This is a genomic window from Lactonifactor longoviformis (assembly GCF_042848515.1).
GTDB lineage: Bacteria > Bacillota > Clostridia > Lachnospirales > Lachnospiraceae > Lactonifactor > Lactonifactor longoviformis.
In genome coordinates, this window is the sequence record NZ_AP031453.1 from 1,472,660 (window position 1) to 1,489,420 (window position 16,761).

At 53.1% G+C, this 16,761-nt stretch carries 25 protein-coding genes and 1 pseudogene; 24 read left to right on the plus strand and 2 right to left on the minus strand.

Annotated features, from left to right (window positions below; genetic code table 11):
• Positions 1-16 precede the first annotated feature (16 nt).
• From ACGHCT_RS06825 to ACGHCT_RS06940, 24 genes and pseudogenes are all read left to right on the plus strand, one after another.
• The gene (locus ACGHCT_RS06825) at positions 17-298 is read left to right on the plus strand and encodes a VRR-NUC domain-containing protein (protein WP_390439061.1); all 282 of its coding nucleotides are present in this window, start codon (positions 17-19) and stop codon (positions 296-298) included.
• Complete coding sequence (locus ACGHCT_RS06830; RefSeq protein ID WP_390439063.1) at positions 279-1,643, plus strand: SNF2-related protein; 1,365 nt, start codon at positions 279-281, stop codon at positions 1,641-1,643. The genes ACGHCT_RS06825 and ACGHCT_RS06830 overlap by 20 nt, the downstream gene beginning before the upstream one ends.
• Before the next feature lie 75 nt (positions 1,644-1,718).
• Positions 1,719-2,180, plus strand: coding sequence for a hypothetical protein (locus ACGHCT_RS06835; RefSeq protein ID WP_390439065.1), 462 nt, complete (start codon positions 1,719-1,721; stop codon positions 2,178-2,180).
• Positions 2,181-2,314: 134 nt separating this feature from the next.
• Positions 2,315-2,674 (plus strand): HNH endonuclease, encoded by a 360-nt coding sequence (locus ACGHCT_RS06840; protein WP_390439067.1) that lies wholly within the window; start codon positions 2,315-2,317, stop codon positions 2,672-2,674.
• Between the two features lie 142 nt (positions 2,675-2,816).
• Positions 2,817-3,365, plus strand: a complete 549-nt coding sequence (locus ACGHCT_RS06845) for a terminase (RefSeq protein ID WP_390439069.1) — start codon at positions 2,817-2,819, stop codon at positions 3,363-3,365.
• A 4-nt stretch (positions 3,366-3,369) separates the two neighbouring features.
• The gene (locus ACGHCT_RS06850) at positions 3,370-4,626 is read left to right on the plus strand and encodes a site-specific DNA-methyltransferase (protein ID WP_390439071.1); all 1,257 of its coding nucleotides are present in this window, start codon (positions 3,370-3,372) and stop codon (positions 4,624-4,626) included.
• 236 nt (positions 4,627-4,862) lie between these two features.
• Complete coding sequence (locus ACGHCT_RS06855) at positions 4,863-5,585, plus strand: virulence protein (RefSeq protein WP_390439073.1); 723 nt, start codon at positions 4,863-4,865, stop codon at positions 5,583-5,585.
• Positions 5,569-5,784, plus strand: a pseudogene (locus tag ACGHCT_RS06860) (DUF4314 domain-containing protein); the annotation flags it as partial. The gene ACGHCT_RS06855 and the pseudogene ACGHCT_RS06860, both read left to right, overlap by 17 nt.
• A gap of 180 nt (positions 5,785-5,964) precedes the next feature.
• Positions 5,965-6,246 (plus strand): DUF6809 family protein, encoded by a 282-nt coding sequence (locus ACGHCT_RS06865; RefSeq protein ID WP_390439075.1) that lies wholly within the window; start codon positions 5,965-5,967, stop codon positions 6,244-6,246.
• Between the two features lie 137 nt (positions 6,247-6,383).
• Complete coding sequence (locus ACGHCT_RS06870; protein WP_390440139.1) at positions 6,384-7,334, plus strand: amidoligase family protein; 951 nt, start codon at positions 6,384-6,386, stop codon at positions 7,332-7,334.
• Positions 7,335-7,431: 97 nt separating this feature from the next.
• Positions 7,432-7,908: a gamma-glutamylcyclotransferase family protein gene (locus ACGHCT_RS06875; protein WP_390439077.1), complete on the plus strand. Its 477-nt coding sequence runs from the start codon at positions 7,432-7,434 to the stop codon at positions 7,906-7,908.
• Complete coding sequence (locus ACGHCT_RS06880; protein WP_390439079.1) at positions 7,898-8,098, plus strand: hypothetical protein; 201 nt, start codon at positions 7,898-7,900, stop codon at positions 8,096-8,098. Before ACGHCT_RS06875 ends, ACGHCT_RS06880 begins: the two co-directional genes overlap by 11 nt.
• Positions 8,099-8,222: 124 nt before the next feature.
• Entirely contained in the window at positions 8,223-8,510 is a 288-nt protein-coding gene (locus tag ACGHCT_RS06885; protein ID WP_390439081.1) for a hypothetical protein, read from the plus strand.
• A 111-nt stretch (positions 8,511-8,621) separates the two neighbouring features.
• A complete protein-coding gene (locus ACGHCT_RS06890) occupies positions 8,622-10,223 on the plus strand; it encodes a terminase large subunit (protein WP_390439083.1) in 1,602 nt (533 codons plus the stop codon).
• A gap of 17 nt (positions 10,224-10,240) precedes the next feature.
• The gene (locus ACGHCT_RS06895) at positions 10,241-11,599 is read left to right on the plus strand and encodes a phage portal protein (protein WP_390439085.1); all 1,359 of its coding nucleotides are present in this window, start codon (positions 10,241-10,243) and stop codon (positions 11,597-11,599) included.
• Positions 11,496-12,236 carry a head maturation protease, ClpP-related gene (locus tag ACGHCT_RS06900; protein WP_390439087.1) on the plus strand — a complete coding sequence of 247 codons (741 nt, stop codon included), beginning with the start codon at positions 11,496-11,498 and terminating at the stop codon, positions 12,234-12,236. Before ACGHCT_RS06895 ends, ACGHCT_RS06900 begins: the two co-directional genes overlap by 104 nt.
• Positions 12,237-12,249: 13 nt before the next feature.
• Positions 12,250-13,458: a phage major capsid protein gene (locus ACGHCT_RS06905; protein WP_390439089.1), complete on the plus strand. Its 1,209-nt coding sequence runs from the start codon at positions 12,250-12,252 to the stop codon at positions 13,456-13,458.
• A gap of 67 nt (positions 13,459-13,525) precedes the next feature.
• Positions 13,526-13,804 carry a head-tail connector protein gene (locus tag ACGHCT_RS06910; RefSeq protein ID WP_390439091.1) on the plus strand — a complete coding sequence of 93 codons (279 nt, stop codon included), beginning with the start codon at positions 13,526-13,528 and terminating at the stop codon, positions 13,802-13,804.
• Positions 13,804-14,136, plus strand: a complete 333-nt coding sequence (locus tag ACGHCT_RS06915; protein ID WP_005947628.1) for a phage head closure protein — start codon at positions 13,804-13,806, stop codon at positions 14,134-14,136. The genes ACGHCT_RS06910 and ACGHCT_RS06915 overlap by 1 nt, the downstream gene beginning before the upstream one ends.
• Before the next feature lies 1 nt (position 14,137).
• On the plus strand, positions 14,138-14,521 hold the full coding sequence (locus ACGHCT_RS06920) for an HK97 gp10 family phage protein (protein ID WP_390439093.1): 384 nt from the start codon (positions 14,138-14,140) through the stop codon (positions 14,519-14,521).
• The gene (locus tag ACGHCT_RS06925; RefSeq protein WP_390439095.1) at positions 14,514-14,864 is read left to right on the plus strand and encodes a hypothetical protein; all 351 of its coding nucleotides are present in this window, start codon (positions 14,514-14,516) and stop codon (positions 14,862-14,864) included. The genes ACGHCT_RS06920 and ACGHCT_RS06925 overlap by 8 nt, the downstream gene beginning before the upstream one ends.
• Entirely contained in the window at positions 14,837-15,445 is a 609-nt protein-coding gene (locus tag ACGHCT_RS06930; protein WP_390439097.1) for a major tail protein, read from the plus strand. The genes ACGHCT_RS06925 and ACGHCT_RS06930 overlap by 28 nt, the downstream gene beginning before the upstream one ends.
• Positions 15,442-15,816, plus strand: coding sequence for a hypothetical protein (locus ACGHCT_RS06935; protein WP_005947633.1), 375 nt, complete (start codon positions 15,442-15,444; stop codon positions 15,814-15,816). Before ACGHCT_RS06930 ends, ACGHCT_RS06935 begins: the two co-directional genes overlap by 4 nt.
• On the plus strand, positions 15,813-15,977 hold the full coding sequence (locus ACGHCT_RS06940; protein ID WP_171027895.1) for a hypothetical protein: 165 nt from the start codon (positions 15,813-15,815) through the stop codon (positions 15,975-15,977). The genes ACGHCT_RS06935 and ACGHCT_RS06940 overlap by 4 nt, the downstream gene beginning before the upstream one ends.
• Positions 15,978-16,028: 51 nt before the next feature.
• Here ACGHCT_RS06940 and ACGHCT_RS06945 read toward each other — a convergent pair whose 3' ends face one another.
• Positions 16,029-16,352: a type II toxin-antitoxin system RelE/ParE family toxin gene (locus ACGHCT_RS06945; RefSeq protein ID WP_390439100.1), complete on the minus strand. Its 324-nt coding sequence runs from the start codon at positions 16,350-16,352 to the stop codon at positions 16,029-16,031.
• Positions 16,349-16,666, minus strand: a complete 318-nt coding sequence (locus tag ACGHCT_RS06950) for a type II toxin-antitoxin system RelB/DinJ family antitoxin (RefSeq protein ID WP_390439102.1) — start codon at positions 16,664-16,666, stop codon at positions 16,349-16,351. Before ACGHCT_RS06950 ends, ACGHCT_RS06945 begins: the two co-directional genes overlap by 4 nt.
• Positions 16,667-16,761: the final 95 nt, after the last annotated feature.

The following is a 16,761-nucleotide window of genomic DNA, read 5'->3' on the forward strand; positions in this document are numbered from 1 at the left end:
TTTGGAGGTAAATGGCATGAGAGAAAAAACCATAGAGCAGAAATTCAGAAAAGCGGTGTGGGAGTCCGGGGGCATGGCAGTAAAGTTTACATCGCCCGGATTGGATGGGATGCCTGACAGGTTGGCACTTCTCCCTGGCGGAAGGATGGCATTTGTGGAGGTCAAGGCTCCGGGAAAGAGGCCACGCCCCTTACAGGAGGCAAGGCACCGGATGCTGCGGCGGTTGGGGTTTTTAGTGTATGTGTTGGATGATGAGGGACAGATTGGAGGGATCATCGATGAGATACGAGCCACATGAGTACCAGCGGTACGCCACGGAGTATATCGAGACACACCCTATTGCGGCGGTTCTTTTGGACATGGGCCTTGGCAAGACGAGCATCACGCTGACGGCACTAAGCAGCCTCCTGTTTGACCGCTTCCTGATCCGGCGGGTGCTGGTCATCGCACCCCTACGGGTGGCAAGGGACACCTGGCCTGCGGAACTGGAAAAGTGGGAGCATCTAAACGGTCTTCGGTATTCCGTGGCAGTGGGGACAGAGGCGGAGCGTCTGGCGGCATTAAAGCGGCAGGCGGATATTTACATCATCAACCGGGAGAACGTCCAGTGGCTCATCGAGGAAAGCGGTATTCCCTTTGATTTTGACATGGTAGTGGTCGATGAGCTGTCGTCTTTTAAGAACCACCAGGCAAAAAGGTTCCGTGCCTTGATGAAGGTACGGCCGAGGGTGGAGCGGATCGTGGGGCTGACCGGGACGCCAAGCAGCAACGGCCTGATGGATCTGTGGGCGGAATTCCGGCTGCTGGATAAGGGAGAGCGGCTTGGCCGGTTCATCGGGCAGTACCGTACCCGGTTCTTTCAGCCGGATAAGCGGAACGGCCAGGTGATCTTTTCCTATAAGCCCCTTCCGGGAGCGGAACAGCAGATTTGCAAACTGATCTCCGACATCACCATTTCCATGAAGTCCACGGATTACCTGCAGATGCCGGAGCTGGTATCCACCCGCTATGAGGCGTATCTGTCTGAAGCGGAACGGGAACGGTACGAGGAACTGAAAAAAGACCTGGTGCTGCAGCTCCCGGACGGGGATGTCACAGCCGCCAATGCCGCCGCCCTCTCCGGGAAGCTGAGCCAGATGGCAAATGGGGCGGTGTATACGGATTCCGGGGAGACCATCTCCATCCATGACCGGAAGCTGGATGCTTTGGAGGACATTATCGAGAGCATGGGCGGCAAGCCCCTTCTGGTGGCGTACTGGTTCCAGTATGATCTGGAACGCATTACAGAGAGGCTCCACAAGCTGAAAATCCCCTTTTCCCGGATGGACTCTTCTGAAAGCATCCGAAGGTGGAACGCCGGGGAGCTTCCCGTGGCGCTGATCCACCCGGCATCAGCGGGACACGGGCTGAACCTGCAAAGCGGCGGTTCTGCCATCGTGTGGTTCGGGCTGACCTGGTCACTGGAACTGTACCAGCAGACCAACGCCCGTCTGTGGCGGCAGGGGCAGACATCCGAAACCGTGGTGGTGCAGCACATCGTCACAAAGGGCACCATTGACGAGCAGATTCTAAAAGCCCTGGATGCGAAGGACACCACACAGACCGCATTGATCGATGCCGTGAAAGCAGACTTGAAATTATGAGAAAATCTATGACAACAAGAGCCAATCAAAGACAATCCGAGGGCATGAACATTTCTTTGATTGGAGGAATCGGATATGAGCATTATCTGGAAGTACCTGGATAAACGGTCGGCGGCCGTGGACGCGCTGAAGGATTTCAGCAGCATGAGGTTCATCATCGAACACACGGATGACGAGATCAAAACGGCCTATGAGAAAATGGGCGGCGTTAAAAGCCCGCAGTTTGACGGGATGCCAAGAAGCCACGATCCACAGGCCGGTGAGGAGCGGATGATAAAAGGCATTGAGGAGATCGATGTGTTAAAGGAGCGTTACCGACAAGCGGCGGAATACATGGCGTGGTTTTTGCCCGCCTGGGAGGAACTTTCTGAGGATGAGCGGTATGTGCTGGACACCTTCTACGGGGATACCAACGAGTACGGAAGCAGTGTGATCTACCAGATCGCAGACCACTTCCGCATCGAGCAAAGCTCCGCCTACAACAAAAAGAACCGGGCGCTGCACCATTTGACCACCCTGCTGTTTGGAAAAGGGTAAGTGAGTAATATTGTGTAAAATGTTTGCACTCCGGCGTGGTATGATAGTAGCATCAAAAACCGCATAAAGACGGACGGCCTTCGTGGGAGCTTCTCCTGCGGGGGCTTTCTTTATGCCAGAAGGAGGTGAGGCAGATGCCAAGGAAACCAAAGCGGCCCTGTTCCTTTCCAGGCTGTCCAAGGCTTACGGAGGGCAGGTTCTGTGAGGAACATGAGAAGGCCGAAGCCAGACGCTACGAGAAGTACGACCGGGACCCGGCTGTACGCCGTAGGTACGGCAGGGCATGGAAACGCATCCGTGACCGCTACGCATCCCAGCACCCACTGTGTGAGCAGTGCAAAGAGAATGGCGTGCTGCGTCCAGTGGAGGAGGTCCATCACAAGGTGCCATTATCCGAGGGCGGCACACATGATGAGAGCAACTTGATTTCTCTCTGCAAAGAGTGCCATGCCAGGATTCATGCCGGGCGGGGCGACCGCTGGCACAACCGCTGACCCGGAGGGGCGGTCAAAATCTCTACAGCGAATCGGCCGGGCAACGGGCGTGGGGTCTCGCGTGCGAAAAAGGCGAAATCAAAAGGGTAATTAAAGGAGGCCGGCTGCGGCTACTTTATTTTTCGAGGAAAGGGGTGAGAAAATGCCGACAAAATCCAATAACACAGGTGGGCGTGGCGGCGCGAGACCTGGTGCGGGAAGGAAAAAGTCTGCAGTGAAAGAAAAAGCCGAGAACGGCAATCCGGGCGGTCGCAGACTGGAAGTGCTGGATATTCCCGAAGTCGAGGGTGTCGATATGCCAAAGCCCCATGAGTTTTTATCCGCCGAGCAGCGTGATGGGAGCACGCTCCAGGCGGAGGAGATATACACAGAAACCTGGGAGTGGTTAAAGAATGTGGGCTGCGCGGCGAAGGTGTCGCCCCAGCTTTTGGAGCGGTACGCCATGTGCAGCGCCCGTTGGATTCAGTGCGAGGAGATGACCAACCGTATGGGTTTCCTCTCCAAGCACCCGACTACCCAGAAACCGATTCCATCTCCGTTCATCAACATCGGCATCAACTACATGAACCAGGCGGTGCGGCTCTGGAATGAGATCTTCCAGATCGTAAAGGAAAACTGCAGTACGGATTATGGGGAGATATCTCCCCAGGATGATTTGATGGAGCGATTGCTCCGGGCAAGGAAGGGGTGAAATTATGACTAAGACAACGACCGAGATGCAGCTTGTGCAGCTTACCAAGCTGGTACCCTATGTGAACAATGCCCGCACCCACTCCCCGGAGCAAATCATGAAGCTCCGCTCGTCTCTGCGGGAGTTTGGCTTTATCAATCCCGTCATCATTGACCGGGATTTTAATGTGATCGCCGGCCACGGAAGAATCCTGGCGGCAAAGGAAGAAGGCATCACGGAGGTTCCCTGTGTGTTTGCCGACCATCTTACCGAGGTTCAGAAGAAAGCCTATATCATTGCGGACAACCGCATGGCGATGGATGCCGGATGGGATGAGGAACTTCTGCGGGTGGAGATTGAGTCCTTGCAGGGCATGGATTTTGATCCTCTGCTTACCGGCTTTGATGAGAAGGAACTGGCTGACCTGTTTACGGATGATTCCGGCAGCGAAGCGAAGAATGACGATTTTGACCTGACTGCTGCGCTGGAGAAAGCCTCCTTTGTGGAGCGGGGCGATGTCTGGACGGTTGGCCGGCATCGACTTGTGTGCGGGGATGCTACCTCCGCCGAGGATGTTACTCTGCTCATGAATGGCAGAAAAGCCAACCTTATCGTGACGGACCCGCCTTATGGCGTCTCCTTCAAAAGTTCCAGCGGCCTGACCATCCAGAACGATTCCATGAAAGACGAGGAATTTTACAACTTCCTCCTCTCCGCATTCAAGTGCATGGCGGCGCATCTGGAAAAAGGCGGTGCGGCCTATGTGTTCCATGCGGACACCGAGGGGCTGAACTTTCGGAAAGCGTTTATTGACGCCGGGTTCCATCTGGCCGGTGTGTGTATCTGGGTAAAGAACTCCCTGGTGCTGGGACGCTCAGACTACCAGTGGCAGCATGAACCTGTGCTGTACGGGTTCTTGCAGAACGGCAAGCATCCCTGGTACTCCGATCGAAAGCAGACCACCATCTGGAACTATGACAAACCGAAGCGCAATGCCAACCACCCAACTTCCAAGCCGCTGGATCTGCTGGGTTATCCCATCGGCAACTCCACCCAGGAGAATGCCGTGGTGATCGACACCTTCGGCGGAAGCGGCTCTACCATGATGGCCTGTGAGCAGATGAACCGGGTGTGCTGCATGATGGAACTGGATGAGAAGTACGCATCGGTCATCCTCCGCAGGGCCGTGCAGAACGGCATCCCGCCGGAGGATATTTTTGTGGAAAGAAATGGGGAGCAGATCCCATACTCCGCTCTTGTGAAGGAGGTGGAGACCCCTTGAATCCTCTATATATCCATAGTAGAGAGCCGGACGGAGCCGGAAGATATACACCAGAACCACAGTCTTTGACTCTTGGCAGTCTCTTTGACGGCTTCGGCGATTGCCTGATTTCCGGCATTGTGTACTACTCACAATTCCCGGAATTTTTGTTGTGACATATTTTGTGCCGGATTCGCTTGCTATTTCCGCTGATTAGAGTGATGAATGTAGTACCGAAAAATAAGGAGGTACAGAGAATGCGAATTGAATTTCACAGAACAGGCGCGGAAAGGAAGGCGCTGGTAACCGCCATTGGAGAAATCCTGGAGGTCAGGCCGAAGTATAAAGGGATGCCAAGCGCCGCTTACGAAATTGACTACTACACGGTAACGAAAGACGGTACACTGGAATTTGATGACCGGGCAGACAGCGAGGAGGTGGAAAACCTGCTGGAGCAGCTTGCAGACCGGGGGATCGTTGCAGCACCCGCAGAAGTGGCACAGGCTTGGCTTGTCGCAAGGGCAGAGGAATTATCCGAGGCAAGCGAAACCGGGCAACAGGAGAAAAACGTGGGGCTTACGGTGGAAATCCCGCTCGATAAGGTATCATTGGGCAATCTTACCAAGCTGCTGGAAGCCAAGGGCAAACTGATACGGAAAGCCTTGGGGATCAGCGAACTTCCCATGGAAATGCTGGAAGATCGGGTACTGTTCCCCTGGTTTGAGGAGCTGCCTGATCCCGATGCTGTCAAAGCTTACACTCACTTCATTTCCGCACTCTGCGAGATGAGCAGGAATGCCAAGCGGGTGACGGCGACTGAGAAACCAGTGGATAACGAGAAATACGCCTTCCGCTGTTTTTTGCTGCGCCTGGGGTTCATCGGCAGCGAATATAAGACGGAGCGCAAGATCCTGCTGAAGAATCTGACCGGTTCCTCGGCTTTCAAGAACGGGGGTGTGAACCATGAAGTTTCCGAGTAGAGAGATTGTGGAAAGCATCCGCCGGGAATATCCCGCCGGCACCCGTGTGGAACTGGTGCGGATGGATGATGTGCAGGCTCCGCCGGTCGGTACAAAAGGCACTGTCAAAGGTGTGGATGACACTGGTTCCCTCCTTATGCACTGGGATAATGGCAGTGGCTTGAACGTGGTTTACGGAGAGGATCTTGTCTGGAAAATCCCTGTGGTCAAGACAGTCTGCTATGGCAGGACGGAAGAATGGTACAGCCGTGCGGAAGCAGAGCAGTTTTTCTTTCATGCGATGATGAATTCCGAGGGCAGTGAACAGAGCCGTTATATGAAAATATATACGGAATTGAGATTGGGAAACACACTCTGTACGGATGAGGAGGAATGATCAATGGAACAGGATATTTTAGAGCAGATTTATTTTGGCAGGATTGTACCATGGGAAAATCGGAATGATAAGACACCTGAAATGGAACAGTGCAGTGAACAGGTTTACCAGGATGTGGAACGCTTGACACAGTTGCTGGATGAGGATGGGAAAAAGATCCTCGAAAGGCTTATGGATAACCGTTCGGAATTGGAAAGCCAGCAGATTCTGGAGGGCTTCAAGGATGGGTTCCGGCTGGGCGTGCAGCTTACGACAGCCGGTCTGGAAAACAAAAATAAGCTGTAAAACACACAAATTCTGCCCGGAATCATTGTGTAATATATAGTGCGGAATTGACTTGCTATTATCCTCTTTTAGAGCGAATATGTGTACACCGAAAGGGAAAATACACAGCCGCGAGGCAGAAAACGGAGGATTTCAGAATGAACGAGAAAACAGCAATGCAGATCGCAAGGATGAAAGAGCAGACCATAGGGGTAGAGGTTGAGATGAACAACATTACTCGACAGAAGGCAGCAAAAGTTGCCGCCGCCTACTTTGGTACAGGCAGATATGAGAACACTGCCAGACGCAACGGGTACAGCACCTGGAGTGCATGGGACAGCCAGGGGCGCGAGTGGAAATTCCAGAAGGACGTTTCCATCGCGGGGCCGGAAGACCAGGAATGCGAGCTGGTCACCCCGATCCTGACCTACGGGGATATCGCAATCTTGCAGGAGCTTTGCAGGCAGCTCAGACACGCCGGAGCGAAAAGCGACGCCAGCCGGGGCTGTGGGGTCCACATCCACATTGGGGCGCAGGGCCACACGCCGCAGAGCCTTCGGAACCTTGCCAACATCATGGCGAGCCATGAAAGCCTGATTGCTGACGCGTTGAAACTTGACCGGGGCCGCATGAGACGCTACTGCCGCACGGTAGACCCACGGTTTTTGGAACAGGTCAACCGCAGGAAGCCCCGCACGATGTCACAGCTTGCGGATATCTGGTACACCAGCAACGATGCAAGCTACGGCAGGAGCCACCATTACAATGACAGCCGCTACCATATGCTCAACCTCCATGCTACCTTTACCAAGGGTACGGTCGAGTTCCGGCTCTTCCAGTTCGATGAGCCGACCGCAGAGCGCAGGGGCGGCATCCATGCAGGACAGCTTAAGAGTTACATCCAGCTTTGCCTTGCCTTGAGTCAGATGGCAAAGGATGTGCGGACGGCAAGCCCCAAGCCCCAGCAAAATGAGAATCCCAAATATGCGATGAGAACCTGGCTCCTCCGCCTGGGCTTCATCGGCGAAGAATTTGCAACGGCCAGAGATTTCCTGACCCGCAACCTTACCGGGGACACAGCCTTCCGACACGGCAGAGCCGCCGCTTGAAGGACCCGCAGGAGTTAGCCTCCTGCCACCTTTCCCCTGACCGCTTCGGCGGTCTTAAGGTGGTAGAAGGGTAACCCCTTCGGAAAGGATGGATACCATGAAAGAAAAAAGATACTACATCGCCTACGGCAGCAACCTCAATGTCAGACAGATGCAGATGCGCTGTCCTCATGCTACAATCCTCGGCACGGCAAACCTGAAAGGCTGGGAACTGCTTTTTAAAGGAAGCAAGACCGGCTCTTACCTGACCATTGAGGAGTGCGAAGGCGGTACAGTTCCAGTAGTGATCTGGGAAGTAACGGCGACTAATGAAGCCGCCCTCGACCGCTATGAGGGATTTCCTAACTTTTACTACAAAAGAGACATCCGGCTTCAGTACAAAGGAATCCGTACAGGAAAGTGCAGGACGGTGACGGCCTTTGCCTACATCATGCATGAGGATCGGCCGATTGGGGTTCCGAGCAATTTCTATATACGGACTTGCCTGGAAGGGTATGACACCTTTTACTTCGATAAGAGCATTCTGATTGATGCCTATGATAAATGCAGGGAGGTATGCGGTTATGAAGGATAACATTACAAGAATGGCAGTCTGCCCGCTTTGCGGCAGGACCTACCATGGCGTTCCGGCGCTTTCACGGATAGACAACGAAACGCTCATCTGCCCGGACTGCGGCACCAGGCAGGCGCTCCAGTCCATCGGCGTGGAGCCGTCCGAACAGGAGCAGATTATCGAGACGATTCACCGTCATATGCAGGGGTAATGTACACAGTTTGTCCCTCCGATCTTTGTGCAGATTATGCTCAGAATTGACTTGATAATATGTGGTTTTAGAGCGAATATGTACACACCGAAAGGGAAAACAAAGAAAACGGAGGATAAAAACCATGACAATCAACGAAGCGATGAAAAAGTACCGGCTGCCGAACCCCGCCACAACCGAGGATTTGGAGATGAGGTTCTCCGGCATGGACGGCAAGACACTGAATTTTGGAGACAAGGTTCTCCTTGTCGGATACTACTACAATGGACAGAACAAGCCCTGCTACTTTGGAGCAGCATACGAGTTCCTGACAGATAACCACACCTGCGAAGGGATGGTTGGGCTGAGGGCCGCCAGCGGGGTTGAGTTCGAGGATGACGGCCACGCCATCGTCTGGGCGATGCAGCAGTAAACAACAGAAAATAATCTGAGATCGAGCCGCATGGCTCTTTCTCTCGTACAGAACCATTTTGGAAGTCGCAGCGATGCGGCTTATTTTTATGCCATTTTGGAGGTGGTGTCCATGCGAAAACTGAAAAAATACAAAACAACAAAGTTCATGGCGAAGACCTCGCACTACGATAAGGACGCCGCCGATTATGCGGTGATGTTCATCGAGTCTCTCTGCCATACCAAGGGTACCTGGGCGGGCAAGCCCTTTGAACTGATCGACTGGCAGGAGCAGATCATCCGTGACCTGTTCGGCGTGTTAAAGCCCAACGGCTACCGGCAGTTCAATACAGCATATATTGAGATTCCCAAGAAGCAGGGCAAGTCGGAGCTTGCCGCCGCTGTGGCGCTTTTGCTTCTCTGCGGAGACGGCGAGGAACGTGCCGAGGTGTACGGCTGCGCCGCCGACCGCAACCAGGCGAAGATCGTCTTTGATGTGGCGGTGGATATGGTGCGGTTCTGCCCGGCGCTCTCCAAGCGGGTAAAGATTCTGGAGTCCCAGAAGAAGATCACCTATCTGCCCACCAACTCCTCATACCAGGTGCTGTCGGCGGATGTGGCAAACAAGCACGGCTTCAATACCCACGGCGTGATCTTTGATGAGCTGCACACCCAGCCCAACCGGAAACTCTTTGACGTCATGCTGCAAGGCTCCGGCGACGCCCGGATGCAGCCGCTGTATTTTCTGATCACCACAGCGGGGAACGACACCAACTCCATCTGCTACGAGGTACACCAGAAAGCCATTGACATTGCGGAAGGCAGGAAGGTTGATTCCACCTTCTATTCTGTCATTTACGGCGCTGCCGAGGATGAGGACTGGACAGATCCCAAGGTCTGGAAGAAGGCAAACCCCTCCCTCGGTATCACGGTGGGTATCGATAAGGTCAAAGCCGCTTGTGAATCTGCCCAGCAGAACCCTGGTGAGGAGAATGCTTTCCGGCAGCTTAGGCTGAACCAGTGGGTGAAGCAGTCCGTCCGCTGGATGCCGATGGATAAGTGGGACGCCTGTGCGTTCCCGGTTTCCGAGGACGATCTGGAAGGGCGCATCTGCTACGGCGGGCTGGATCTGTCCTCTACCACAGATATTACGGCTTTCGTGCTGGTGTTCCCGCCCCTGGATGAGGAGGATAAATATTATATCCTCCCATACTTCTGGATACCGGAGGAAACGCTTGACCTCCGTGTCCGGCGCGACCATGTTCCCTATGACCTGTGGGAGCGCCAAGGCGTGCTGATGACTACCGAGGGCAATGTGGTTCACTACGGCTACATCGAGAAATTCATCGAACAGTTGGGCGAGCGGTTCAACATACGGGAGATTGCCTTTGACCGCTGGGGTGCTGTGCAGATGGTGCAGAACCTAGAGGGCATGGGCTTTACGGTAGTTCCCTTCGGGCAGGGCTTTAAGGATATGTCCCCGCCGACAAAGGAACTGATGAAGCTGGTACTGGAGGAGAAAATTGCCCACGTCGGTCACCCGGTGCTGCGGTGGATGATGGACAACATCTTCATCCGTACCGACCCGGCCGGCAATATTAAAGCGGACAAGGAAAAATCCACAGAGAAGATTGACGGGGCGATTGCCACCATCATGGGGCTTGACCGTGCGATCCGCTGTGGCAACGATACAGGTGCTTCGGTTTATGACAGCCGGGGCCTTTTGTTTATCTGAAAGGATGGTGATTCGATATGGGTATCTTTTCCGGGCTTTTCCGTTCCAGGGATAAGCCCCAGAACCGTACTACGGGCAGTGCCTACAGCTTTTTCTTTGGGGGCAGCTCTGCGGGCAAACGGGTCAATGAACGGTCTGCCATGCAGATGACGGCAGTGTACTCCTGCGTCCGTATCCTGGCAGAAGCAGTGGCGGGGCTTCCCCTGCACCTTTACCGCTATAAGGAGGACGGCAGTAAGGAGAAAGCCATCGATCATCCGCTGTATCTTTTGCTGCACGATGAGCCAAACCCGGAGATGAGTTCCTTTGTGTTCCGGGAAACGTTGATGACGCATCTGCTCCTCTGGGGCAACGCTTACGCCCAGATTATCCGCAACGGAAAAGGCGAGGTCATCGCCCTCTATCCGCTGATGCCGGATCGGATGACCGTTAATCGTGACAGCAGCGGACAGCTTTACTACGAATACACCGTCAGCATGGATGATGCGCCCACAGTCAAAGGCAGCCTTGTCCGGCTGAACCCTTCTGATGTGCTGCACATCCCAGGGCTTGGCTTTGACGGGCTGGTGGGGTATTCCCCTATCGCTATGGCGAAGAACGCTATCGGCATGGCCATTGCCTGTGAGGAGTACGGGGCAAAGTTCTTTGCTAACGGCGCGGCCCCCGGCGGCGTGCTGGAGCATCCAGGTACCATTAAGGACCCTGCCCGTGTTCGGGAAAGCTGGCAGTCCACCTTTGGAGGCAGCGGTAATGCCAATAAGATCGCTGTCTTAGAGGAAGGTATGAAATACACGCCCATTGGCATCTCGCCGGAACAGGCACAGTTTTTGGAAACCAGAAAATTTCAAATCAATGAGATCGCTCGAATTTTCCGGGTGCCGCCTCATATGGTCGGAGACCTTGAAAAGTCGAGCTTTTCTAATATTGAGCAGCAGTCTCTGGAGTTCGTGAAATACACATTGGAGCCCTGGCTTGTGCGCTGGGAGCAGTCCATCCAGAGGACGCTGTTTTCCCCAGAGGAAAAGAAACGGTATTTTGCTAAGTTCAACGTGGAGGGGCTGCTCCGTGGTGATTATGCCAGCAGGATGTCCGGCTATGCTACGGCAAGGCAGAACGGCTGGATGAGCGCCAATGACATCCGGGAACTGGAGAACATGGACCGCATCCCTGCCGAGGAAGGCGGCGACCTGTACCTTATCAATGGCAATATGCTCCCGCTTGGAAACGCCGGGGCTTTTGCAGATACACAAACGGGAAAGGAGGAAGACCCCGATGAAGAAGTTCTGGAAGTGGAAGAACCAGGCGGAGACGGAGACAGCTCCGGCAGTGAGGACGCTGTTCTTAAACGGCACCATCGCCGAGGAAAGCTGGTTTGACGACGATGTGACTCCCCAGCTTTTTAAGGAAGAACTGATGGCTGGGGACGGAGATATCATCGTCTGGATCAACAGTCCCGGCGGTGATTGTGTGGCGGCGGCCCAGATATATAACATGCTGATGGATTATCCGCACAATGTCACGGTCAAGATTGACGGCATTGCGGCCAGCGCCGCATCGGTCATTGCGATGGCTGGTACGAAGGTGCTGGTATCGCCGGTGTCCATGATGATGATCCATAATCCCATGACCGTGGCCATGGGTGATACCGCAGAGATGCAGAAGGCTATCGAGATGCTTTCAAGCGTGAAGGATTCCATCATCAATGCCTATGAGATCAAGACCGGCCTGTCCCGCGCCAAGCTGTCTCATCTCATGGACGCGGAAACCTGGATGGACGCAAACAAGGCGGTAGAACTTGGCTTTGCCGATGATGTCCTGGCACGGGCGGAGATCCCGGAGGACATGGAGCCGCCTGCGGTGTCCATGCTGTATTCCAAAGCGGCTGTAGTCAATTCCCTGATGGATAAGATTGCAGCCAGGTGCAGGACCAACCCGAAGAAAATTGAAGATTCCAAACCCAAGGGCCGCTCGGTAGATAGTCTCTACGAGCGGCTCAATCTTTTGAAAAATTAAGGAGGATACCACAATGACGATTTTGGAACTGCGCGAGAAGCGCGCCAAAGCTTGGGAAGCCGCAAAGGCATTTTTGGATTCCCATAGAAACGATAAAGGCATCCTGTCTGCCGAGGATGATGCCGCCTACACCCGTATGGAGCAAGAGATCACCGACCTGGGCAAGGAGATTGCCCGCCTGGAACGCCAGGAGGCGCTGGATGCGGAACTGAACCGCCCGGTGAACAAGCCCCTGACGGGTAAGCCTATGAACGGTAAGGAGGAGGTCAAGACTGGCCGTGCGGCGGATGAGTACCGCCAGAACTTCTGGAATATGATGCGTTCCAAAGCACCGATGCCTTCTGTGGTGAATGCGCTGCAGATCGGGACGGATTCCGAGGGCGGCTATCTGGTGCCGGATGAATATGAGCGTACTCTGGTGGAGGCGCTGGAAGAAGAAAACATCTTCCGCCAGCTTGCCAAGGTGATCCAGACCTCCAGCGGCGACCGGAAGATCCCAGTGGTGGCATCCAAGGGAACCGCTTCCTGGATTGATGAGGAAGGAGCCTACACGGAAAGCGATGACTCTTTTGCGCAGGTATCCATTGGAGCCTACAAGCTGGGGACGATGATCAAGGTCTCCGAGGAACTGTTAAATGACAGTGTGTTTGACCTGGAGTCCTATATTGCCAGGGAGTTTGCAAGAAGGATCGGAACCAAAGAGGAGGAAGCCTTCTTTACTGGGGATGGCACCGGAAAGCCTCTGGGAATCCTGGCTGCCTCTGGTGGTGCGGAAACCGGTGTGACGGCGGCATCCGCCACTGCGGTGACAGCAGATGAACTGATGGATCTGTTCTACTCGCTGAAATCCCCATACCGTAAAAATGCCGTGTGGATTTTGAACGACTCCACCATCAAGGCTATCCGCAAGCTGAAGGATAACAACGGCCAGTACCTGTGGCAGCCGTCCCTGGTAGCTGGTACGCCGGATATGATTCTTGGTCGGCCGGTGAAAACTTCCACCTATATGCCTGTTATTGCGGCCGGTGCGAAGACCATCGCTTTTGGCGATTTCTCTTATTACTGGATTGCAGACCGCCAGGGGCGTTCCTTTAAACGTCTCAATGAGCTGTATGCGGCAAACGGACAGGTCGGTTTCCTTGGCTCTCAGAGAGTGGACGGTAAGATGATCCTGCCGGAGGCTGTGAAGGTGCTGGTACAGAAAGCGGGATCTGCAGGTTAAGGATACAGATAGATATGGAAGGGCGTGAAGATAGCCTCCACGCTCTTCTTCCCTGTTGGAGGTGAGGATGATGGTGGTAACGCTGGAAGAGATGAAACAGTATCTCCGGGTTGATTATGAAGATGATGACCAGTTGATTACGGGCTTTATAGTATCTGCCGAGCAGCTTTGCCGGGATATTCTCCGGGCAGATGAGACAGCGGATTTGGAAAAGGATGAGACCGTAAAAATTGCTGTCATGTATGCAGCCGCATATTTCTATGAACACCGGGAGGAAGCGGATCATCATGATTTGGCTCTGACAATCCGCTCCCTTCTGTTTGGCTCAAGGAAGGAGGCTTTCTGATGAAAATTGAACTGTTGAATGTCAGGATTTTCATTTCAAAGAATACGGTGGTCACAGATGCCATCGGAAATCGCCGGAATGAGTGGAAGCCTTTCTATACCTGCTATGCGACTGTCAGCGGTGAGGCCGGGAAGGAACAGACGGATGCCGGTATGGTGGTGGATGACTCCAGCATTGATTTTACAATCCGCTGGTGCAAAAAGGCGGCTGAGATTGACAGCACCCATTTCCGTGTAGAGTTCAATGGGGAACTTTACAATATCGCCGCTGTGGATCACATGAATTACAGGCGCAAAAGCATCAAGCTGTCCTGTGAGAAAGTGAGGCGGTAGGATGGGAAGGAAAATCCCAATCAGCCAGCTTTCCGCAGCGGTGATGGAGGAATTGGAAGAATATGCGGATTTAGCTACAGAAGATATGAAATCTGCGGTAAAGAAAGCGGCGGCAACCGTCCGGAAGGATATTGAAGCCAGCGCACCGAGAGATACCGGTGACTATGCCAAAAGCTGGGCGGCGAAGACCACAAAGGAGAGCACCAATGTCCTACAGGTAACAGTGCATTCCAAGAACCGGTATCAGCTTGCCCATCTGCTGGAGTTTGGCCATGCGAAGCGTGGCGGCGGCCGGGTTGCCGCAAGACCCCATATCGCCGCTGCGGAAGAATCTGGTATCGAACAACTGGAGCGTGAGATTGAGAGGAGCATGACGAATGGATGATTTTGTGAAACTTTTGGAGGAGACAGGTATCCCGTTTGCTTATGATCACTTTGCGGAAGGGGAATCCCCCGCTCCTCCGTTCATCTGCTACCTTCTGCCCCAGAGCGATAACTTTTCCGCAGACGGGAAGGTTTATCTGAAGGTCAGCAGTGTGAATATCGAACTGTACACAGACAGCAAGGATCTGGCTGTGGAACAGAAACTGGAAGTCGTGCTGGATACGCATGGTATTTTTTATGACAAAACAGAGGTCTGGATCGAGAGTGAAAAGCTCTATGAAGTCCTTTACTCGTTTGAAATGGAGGTTTTATTTTTATGGGAAACAAGGTCAAGTATAATCTGAAAAACGTCCATGCCGCAAAGCTGACTGAGACGGACTCCGATGGCACGGTTACCTTTTCGTATGCGGAGCCAAAGGCAATCCCCGGCGCAGTAAGTATCAGTCTGGATGCGGAGGGCGAAACCAGCCCCTTCTATGCGGATGGCATCGTATATTTCCGTAGCGTGACCAACAACGGTTATAGCGGTGATCTGGAGATTGCCCTGATCCCGGAGTGGTTCCGCACGGAAATCCTGCAGGAGAAGCTGGACGCCAAAGGGGTGCTGGTAGAAAACAGCGGTGTTGGCGAGAGTGTGAAATTCGCTTTGCTTTTTGAATTTGACGGGGACGTGAACGCCATCCGCCATGTGCTGTATAACTGCTCTGCCTCCCGTCCGTCTATTGAGTCGGAGACGAAGGAAGATACGATTGAACCGGGAACGGAGACTTTGTCGATTACGGCTGATCCACGTTCCGATGGGCTGGTCAAGGCGCGTACTGGTGATACGACAGACTCCGGTACTTATACGAATTGGTATAAAGCAGTGTACACACCAACTGAAGAAGAACCAGAAGAAATAAGTGGAGAGGATGAAAGCGTATGATTAAGCGTGAGATAGAAATCAGCGGGAAAAAGGTGCCCTTCCGTTCCTCTGCCACGATCCCCCGCCTGTACCGGGCAAAGTTTAAACGGGATATTTTCAAGGACCTGTCCAAGCTGGAAAAATCCTATAAGGGTAAGACGGAAAATGGCGAGGAGCTGCAGATCGAGGATCTGGAGATCTTCGAGAATGTGGCCTATGTGATGGCCTACCATGCGGACAACAGCATTCCGGCGAATATTGAGGACTGGTTGGATCAGTTTGATATGTTCTCCATTTACGAGGTACTGCCGCAGATCCTGGAGCTCTGGGGTGAGAACCTTGTGACGGATGTGACGTCAAAAAAAAGATTGGCAGAAGTGAGCGGGAAATGACCACGCCGCTGTTCCTTCTGCGGAGTGTGGAACTGGGGATTTCCATCCGGGATCTGGACTTGCTCACGATTGGGCTGGTTCTGGATATGTGGACGGAAAAATCCAATGACGGCGTGAAATATAAGAGGCTTGCCACTCAGGAGGACTTTGACAAATTTTAAGCAGAGAAAAAGCGTCGATCGGAATCGGCGCTTTCACTCTTTACTGCAATATTAAAAGTCAATGGTTTCTTCCAACTGACGGTTGATATCCATCCCGCCGTAAAGGATACGGGCGATAGATACCGTGTGCGTTTCATTGTTGACGGTATAAAACAGCAGATAGTTTTTTACCGGTATAAAACGTACACCCTGGCTGTGCCACGGTTCTTCTTTATAGAGAGGGTTCCGCTCCGGCATGATTTCAAGAGACCGTACGCTTTGCATGATCTGCTGGTACATATTGCGGGCGGTATCCGGGACAAGAAGCGAATAGGCAATGTATTCGTAAATGTTTTTTAAATCCTGCTGTGCCTGAAAGGTATAAACGATCTTCATATGCCGTACAGTCTCCTCATTTCTGCGTCTACTTCATCTGCGGAGACAACGCGGCCTGCTGCGATATCGTCCATACCTTTTTGGAGTTCCATATCAATCTGTTCTTTCGTCATACCGCCGATTGCGACCGGCTTTGCTGATGGAAGTCTCATATCAAACGGTATGCCACGATGGAGGACAACCTGCTTTAGGAACATTCCGATCGCATTCGACATAGGAATTCCAAGCTGGTTCAGAATCGCCTCTGCCTGTTCTTTTGTTTCAGGGTCTACTCTCGTATATACATTTGCGGTTCTGGATGCAGTTCGTGCCATGATAATCACCTCGCTTTGATTTTCTGGCTTTATTATATCTCTTTTGATTGCTAAAAGCAATACAAACGCAGTTGTTTTACAAAATGTTCATTTTT